Raw genomic sequence first — 4,203 nt, forward strand, 5'->3', positions numbered from 1 at the left:
GCCCCCTGGGGGTTTCCCGGGTGCGGCGGTAGTACCTGGTCTGGGTGGGGGTGTTTTTAGGTGTAGGCCCGGGTGTCCCGGGGGGGGGCCGGGCCCTTCGCGCTGCGGAGCGGCGCGCTCTGGATGACTCTGGGTTTCCCAAGAGCACCCTGAGTGAGGAGCGTGCATGCGTCGCACCTTCGCGCGGACACTGGTGGCGCCGCTGGTTCTGGCCGCCACCGCCGCCGCAATACCGCTGGCCACCGCCGTACCCGGCGCCGCCGACAGCGTCGTCGTCGGTGGTTTCCCCATCGACGTTTCCCAGGCTCCCTGGACGGTCGCGCTCTCCAGCCGTGACCGGTTCGGAGGTACGCGCGCGGGACAGTTCTGCGGTGGCGTGGCGATCGACCGCACCACCGTGCTGACCGCTGCCCACTGCATGGCCGACGAGGTCCTGGGAAGCCCACCGAACCAGGCGCGCCACCTCACGGTGATCGCGGGCCGCACGGACCTGCTGTCGGGGCAGGGCGAGGAGATCCCCGTAAGCCATATCAAGATCAATCCGCACTACGACCCGCTGGAGAACGCCGGAGACTTCGCCGTGCTCACCCTCTCCAAACCCCTGCCGCAGAGTTCGGTCGTCGCCATGGCGAACGAGGGGGATTCCGCGTACACGCCGGGAACGACCGCTCTGGTCACCGGCTGGGGCGATCTGACAGGCACCGGTGACTACACGCGGAAGCTGCACGCCGCGCGTGTGCACGTGCTGCCCGACGCGCGCTGTGAGGAGGCCTATCCCGGCACCGTGGACGGCGCGTACCACGCCGACTCCATGCTGTGCGCGGGGGAGGTCCAGGGCGGCCCAGATGCCTGCCAGGGCGACAGCGGAGGCCCGTTGGTCGCCGAGGGGCGGCTGATCGGGCTGGTGTCGTGGGGGGACGGCTGCGGCCGGGCGGGAAGCCCCGGGGTCTACACCCGGGTGTCCCAGGTCGTACGTGTCCTGGGGCGGACGGACGGCACAGGCTCACAGGGCTCGCGGAAGGGGGCCTGAGGGCCGCAGGGGTACGACGACGGGCGGCCCCTCCGGGTGGTGTGGAGCGGCCGCCCGTTCACCGGCCTGTGCCGGGGCTGGCTCGTCGTGGATGCGAGATGTCAGCGCTCTTCTTCAGCGGCGGACGCCGGAACAGACGTCAGCCGCTCCGTCTCGTCCTGTATCTCAGCGGCGATCTTCTTGAGTTCCGGCTCGAACTTGCGGCCGTGGTGGGCGCAGAAGAGCAGTTCTCCGCCGCTGAGCAGGACGACGCGCAGGTATGCCTGGGCGCCACAGCGGTCGCAGCGATCGGCGGCCGTCAACGGGCTCGCGGGGGTCAGAACAGTAGTCACGTCGCCTCTTCTCTAGCTCGACGAGCTGTCGTACCAGGGTCAACATCCAACCAGCCCGAAAACGTTCCCGCTCGTGGCTTTTCCTCGAAAGTTTCTTCCGGGGCGGCTGTCTGCTGCCGGTTGGCGGCGAATGTGCCGTAGTGCGTGTCTTGTGTGCTTACGGGTTCGCGCTGTTTATCGGGTTTAGGTCCCCCCGGCTGGGTTGCCGGTTGTTCATGAGGACGTGCCCGGAGCCTAAATGGTTCATGCCTCGAAGGGAACGTGATATGTACTTCACTCCATCGAGGGATCGAACACTCATGCGACTCTGGACTAGTCTGAGTTCAGAGTGAGGGTGGCGTTACAACGGCTCTACCAGGCCTCGGTACCCTCTGAGCGGCGACCGAAGCCGGGCCCTTACCCAAACGGGGCCCACCTGAAATTCAGCGAGGAGCGAACCGCGTGACCGCCGATACGTCCGTGCCGTCCACAGCGCTGCTGGCAGGAGCAGACCGGGACGGTTCCAATTACACCGCGCGGCACCTGCTCGTCCTCGAGGGGCTCGAGGCCGTGCGCAAGCGCCCCGGCATGTACATCGGCTCCACCGACAGCCGTGGTCTCATGCACTGCCTGTGGGAGATCATCGACAACTCCGTGGACGAGGCCCTCGGCGGCTACTGCGACCACATCGAGGTGATCCTCCACGACGACGGCTCCGTGGAGGTGCGGGACAACGGCCGCGGCATCCCCGTGGACGTCGAGCCCAAGACCGGCCTGTCCGGCATCGAGGTCGTCATGACCAAGCTGCACGCCGGCGGCAAGTTCGGCGGCGGCTCGTACGCCGCCTCCGGCGGTCTGCACGGAGTCGGTGCCTCCGTGGTCAACGCCCTGTCCGCCCGCCTCGACGTCGAGGTCGACCGCGGCGGCCACACCCACGCGATCAGTTTCCGGCGCGGTGTCCCGGGTGCCTTCGCGGCGAGCGGCCCGGACGCCAAGTTCGAGGCCAAGAGCGGCCTGACCAAGGTGAGGCGGATCCCGAAGACCCGCAACGGCACGCGCGTGCGGTACTGGGCCGACCGCCAGATCTTCCTCAAGGACGCGAAGCTCGCCCTGGAGACGCTCCACCAGCGGGCCCGTCAGACCGCGTTCCTGGTGCCCGGCCTGACCATCGTCGTCCGTGACGAGTTCGGCCTGGGCGAGGGCGGCAGCAAGGGCGAGGAGTCCTTCCGCTTCGACGGCGGCATCAGCGAGTTCTGCGAGTACCTGGCGACCGACAAGCCGGTCTGCGACGTGCTCCGCTTCACCGGACAGGGCACCTTCAAGGAGACCGTGCCGGTCCTGGACGAGCACGGCCAGATGACGCCCACCGAGGTCACCCGCGAGCTCGGCGTCGACGTCGCGCTGCGCTGGGGGACCGGCTATGACGCGACCCTCAGGTCCTTCGTCAACATCATCGCCACCCCCAAGGGCGGCACCCACGTCGCAGGCTTCGAGCAGGCCGTCAAAGAGACGATGAACGAGGTGCTGCGCGCCAAGAAGCTGCTGCGCGTCGCAGAGGACGACATCGTCAAGGACGATGCCCTGGAGGGGCTCACCGCGGTCGTCACCGTCCGTCTGGCCGAGCCGCAGTTCGAGGGCCAGACCAAGGAGGTCCTCGGCACGTCGGCCGCCCGCCGGATCGTGAACAACGTGATCTCCAGGGAGCTCAAGGCCTTCCTGACGTCCACCAAGCGCGACGCGGCCGCCCAGGCCCGGGTGGTCATGGAGAAGGTCGTCGCCGCCGCCCGTACGCGCATCGCGGCCCGCCAGCACAAGGACGCGCAGCGCCGGAAGACCGCCCTGGAGTCCTCGTCCCTGCCCGCCAAGCTCGCGGACTGCCGCAGCGACGACGTCGAGCGCAGCGAGCTCTTCATCGTGGAGGGAGACTCCGCGCTGGGTACGGCGAAGCTGGCCCGGAACTCGGAATTCCAGGCGCTGCTGCCGATTCGCGGCAAGATCCTCAACGTCCAGAAGTCCTCCGTGACGGACATGCTGAAGAACGCCGAGTGCGGCGCGATCATCCAGGTCATAGGGGCCGGGTCGGGCCGGACCTTCGATCTCGACGCGGCTCGGTACGGCAAGATCATCATGATGACGGACGCCGACGTGGACGGCTCCCACATCCGATGCCTGCTGCTGACGCTGTTCCAGCGCTACATGCGGCCGATGGTCGAGGCCGGCCGGGTCTTCGCCGCGGTGCCGCCGCTGCACCGCATCGAGCTCGTCCAGCCGAAGAAGGGCCAGGACAAGTACGTCTACACCTACTCGGACCGTGAGCTGCGCGACAAGCTCATGGAGTTCCAGAGCAAGGGCGTCCGGTACAAGGACTCCATCCAGCGCTACAAGGGTCTGGGCGAGATGGACGCGGACCAGCTGGCCGAGACCACGATGGATCCGCGCCACCGCACCCTGCGCCGGATCAACCTGTCGGACCTGGAGGCCGCCGAGCAGGTCTTCGATCTGCTGATGGGCAATGACGTCGCGCCCCGCAAGGAGTTCATCTCGAGCTCGGCGGCGACGCTGGATCGGTCGCGGATCGACGCGTAGTCGCTGCGCTGGACTTCCGTGTGGGTCTGGGGCCGGTCCTGGTTGCGGGGTCGGCCCGGGCCCGGGCCTGGGCGGGCGGCGCGGCATGCCCGCACCCGGGCCACGGCTGAGGAGCCCACGGCGGGGTGGGCGGCCGGGCTGCGGTGTGGCCGGGCACGGTACGAATGACGCCGAGGCCCGGGCCGCCCAGGACAGGTGCCGACGGATGGATCTCGGTGCCGTGCAGCCGCTCCGCCCGCAGAACCCCGGCAGGGCCGGGCCGGGCTGACGGACCCG

At 68.9% G+C, this 4,203-nt stretch carries 3 protein-coding genes; 2 read left to right on the plus strand and 1 reads right to left on the minus strand.

Annotated elements, in window-relative coordinates; all coding sequences use genetic code 11:
* Positions 1-166: 166 nt before the first annotated feature.
* The gene (locus tag ACFW2E_RS42560; protein ID WP_384476244.1) at positions 167-1,030 is read left to right on the plus strand and encodes a serine protease; all 864 of its coding nucleotides are present in this window, start codon (positions 167-169) and stop codon (positions 1,028-1,030) included.
* 101 nt (positions 1,031-1,131) lie between these two features.
* On the opposite strand, the gene ACFW2E_RS42565 is transcribed toward ACFW2E_RS42560, so the two are convergent.
* Complete coding sequence (locus ACFW2E_RS42565) at positions 1,132-1,362, minus strand: hypothetical protein (protein ID WP_384476247.1); 231 nt, start codon at positions 1,360-1,362, stop codon at positions 1,132-1,134.
* A gap of 441 nt (positions 1,363-1,803) precedes the next feature.
* Between ACFW2E_RS42565 and ACFW2E_RS42570 the strand changes: the two genes are divergently transcribed.
* Entirely contained in the window at positions 1,804-3,927 is a 2,124-nt protein-coding gene (locus ACFW2E_RS42570; RefSeq protein WP_384476250.1) for a type IIA DNA topoisomerase subunit B, read from the plus strand.
* The last annotated feature ends 276 nt before the right edge of the window (positions 3,928-4,203 follow it).

This window comes from Streptomyces sp. NPDC058964, assembly GCF_042741275.1.
Taxonomy (GTDB): Bacteria; Actinomycetota; Actinomycetes; order Streptomycetales; family Streptomycetaceae; genus Streptomyces.